Genomic DNA, 2,558 nt, shown 5'->3' with positions numbered 1-2,558 from the left:
TCGTCGCCCACCAGGACGAAGTCGACCTTGCCCAGCTCGGGCAGGCCCGCCCGGTCGGGCAGCCGGAACAGGCCCGGCGGGATCAGCCGCCGGGAGTGGGCCATCACCCCGAGGCCGGCCCGGGCCGCCGCGATCAGCCCGTTGAGGCTGCCGCTCGTGCACACGATCCGCCACGGCCGGCCCTGCCGCTCCAGCACTTCCAGGGCGCGGGCCCGGGTGATGCCCGGCGGCGGGTAGACGATCAGCGGAACGGGCCGGTCCGCCTCCAGCCGCAGCCGCTCGGCGCCGATCCACACCAGGTCGTCGCGCCACACCAGCGCACCGCGCGGATCCTCCGGGCGCCGCTTGGCCAGCACCAGGTCGAGCTTCCCGGCGGCCAGCCGCTCGTACAGCGTGCCGGACAGCTCCACCGTGAGCTCCAGGTCGACCTCCGGATGGTCGTAGCGGAAACCCTCCAGGATCTCGGGCAGCCGGGTCAGCACGAAGTCCTCCGAGGCGCCGAAGCGCAGCCGGCCCCGCACGCGCGTGCCGGAGAAGAACGCCGTCGCCTGCTCGTGCACCTCCAGGATCCGGCGGGCGAACCCCAGCATCGCCTCGCCGTCCTCGGTCAGCTCCACCGAGTGGGTGTCCCGGGCGAACAGCTGCCGTCCGGCCGCCTCCTCCAGGCGCCGCACGTGCTGGCTCACCGTGGACTGGCGCAGCCCCAGCCGCCGGGCGGCCTGGGTGAAGCTCAGCGTCTGGGCGACCGCCAGGAAGGTGCGCAGGTGCGTCGGCTCGTACACACCCCGAGCCTACGCCGGTCATCACGGAAGCCGATCACAGTCAGAGCGGTATACCGGATTCCCGATCGGCGACGGCAGGAGGACGATGGAGGAGGGCCCTGCGGGCCCCGGACCGACGACACAGAGCAAGACGACAGAGCAATCGGAGCACCGTGACACGCCTGCGCCGGCCCAGTTGGCTGCCGATCGACCCGTACATCGTGCTGCTGCTCGGGACGGTGGGGCTCGCCGCCCTCCTCCCGGCGCGCGGCACGGCCGCCGACGTGACCTCGGGTGCCTCCACGGCCGCCATCGCCTTCCTCTTCCTCCTCTACGGCGCCCGGCTGTCCACCGGTGAGGCGCTGGAGGGACTGCGCCACTGGCGGCTGCACCTCACCGTGCTGATCTGCACGTTCGTCGTCTTCCCGGTGTTCGGGCTGGCCGCCCGGGGCCTGGTGCCGGTCCTGCTGACCCAGCCGCTCTACCAGGGCCTGCTGTTCCTGACCCTGGTGCCGTCCACCATCCAGTCGTCCATCGCGTTCACCTCCATCGCCCGCGGCAACGTGCCCGCGGCGATCTGCGCCGGGTCCTTCTCCTCCCTCGCCGGCATCGTCCTGACCCCGCTGCTCGCGGCGGGGCTGCTCGGCGGCGACGCGGTCGGGTTCTCCACGGACTCGCTGGTGAAGATCGTGCTCCAGCTGCTGGTGCCGTTCCTCGCCGGGCAGCTGCTGCGGCGCTGGATCGGCACGTTCGTCACCCGGCACAAGAAGGTCCTCGGCCTCGTCGACCGCGGCTCCATCCTGCTGGTCGTCTACACCGCGTTCAGCGAGGGCATGAACCAGGGCATCTGGCACCAGGTCAGCCCGCTGCGGCTGGCCGCGCTGCTCGGTGTGGAGGCCGTCCTGCTGGCGGTGATGCTGGTCCTGACCTGGTACGGCGCCAAGGCGCTCGGCTTCGGCCGGGCGGACCGGATCGCCGTGCAGTTCGCCGGGTCGAAGAAGTCCCTCGCCTCCGGGCTGCCGATGGCGAGCGTCCTGTTCGGCGGCCAGGCCTCCCTGGCCGTCCTGCCGCTGATGCTCTTCCACCAGATGCAGCTGATGGTGTGCGCGGTCATCGCCAAGCGCCGCTCGCACGATCCGGAGGCGGCCGAGGACGCGCCCCGCCCGCAGGGGGACGCCCCCGAGGGGTCAGCCGCGGACCCGGTCCAGGGGCAGCCACACAACCGTGTCCTGCGCTGACCGCAGCACCTTGGGGTCCGCCAGTTCCGTGTCGTCCAGCGCCCGGTCCCACACCCGCACCTCGTCCAGCGCGCCGGTGAGGAAGGCGCGGCCGTCCATGCGCTGACCGAGGTGCACGCCGAAGGGCGAGTCGCGGCTGACCGAGCCCGGCCGGTCCGCCGTGGAGACGGCCGCGCCGTCGACGGACAGCGACAGCAGTCCGCCGCCCCGCCGGAGCACGGCGTGATGCCACCGGCCGTCGTTGTAGGCGGTCGCGGTGCGCACGGACGCGGACTGCGGCACCCCGGCCCCGCTGCGCACGGTGATCAGCGCCTGCACCCTGTCGCTCGCGGGCTCCCCGCGCAGCCACACCTGCGGCCGGCCGGTGCCGGTCCCGCCCATCCACAGCAGCGGCTGCTCGCCGGCCGTCGCCGAGTACCGGAACCACAGCGACACCGTGAAGTCCTTCGCGCCGAGGGGGAGCCCGGCGCGGTACGGCAGCCGGACCGCGTCGTCCGTGCCGTCGAACTCACCCTCGCCGAGCGCGCCGACGGCTCGGTCCTGGTCAGCGGGCGGGAGC

3 protein-coding genes are annotated in these 2,558 nt (G+C 73.3%); 1 reads left to right on the top strand and 2 read right to left on the bottom strand.

Features of this window, described 5'->3' with window-relative positions; all coding sequences use genetic code 11:
- Positions 1–782, bottom strand: a 782-nt coding sequence (locus tag H5J33_RS30770; RefSeq protein WP_181798051.1) for a LysR substrate-binding domain-containing protein, incomplete at its 3' end; no start/stop codon positions are given.
- 152 nt (positions 783–934) lie between these two features.
- Here H5J33_RS30770 and H5J33_RS30765 point away from each other — a divergent pair.
- Complete coding sequence (locus H5J33_RS30765) at positions 935–1,999, top strand: bile acid:sodium symporter family protein (RefSeq protein ID WP_181798050.1); 1,065 nt, start codon at positions 935–937, stop codon at positions 1,997–1,999.
- Here H5J33_RS30765 and H5J33_RS30760 read toward each other — a convergent pair.
- On the bottom strand, positions 1,949–2,558 hold a 610-nt coding region (locus H5J33_RS30760), incomplete at its 5' end, for a LamG domain-containing protein (protein ID WP_181798049.1). The genes H5J33_RS30765 and H5J33_RS30760 overlap by 51 nt on opposite strands.

It is taken from the genome of Streptomyces sp. WELS2 (assembly GCF_013870595.1).
Classification (GTDB): domain Bacteria; phylum Actinomycetota; class Actinomycetes; order Streptomycetales; family Streptomycetaceae; genus Streptomyces.
This window is presented reverse-complemented; position numbering and strand designations above follow the sequence as displayed.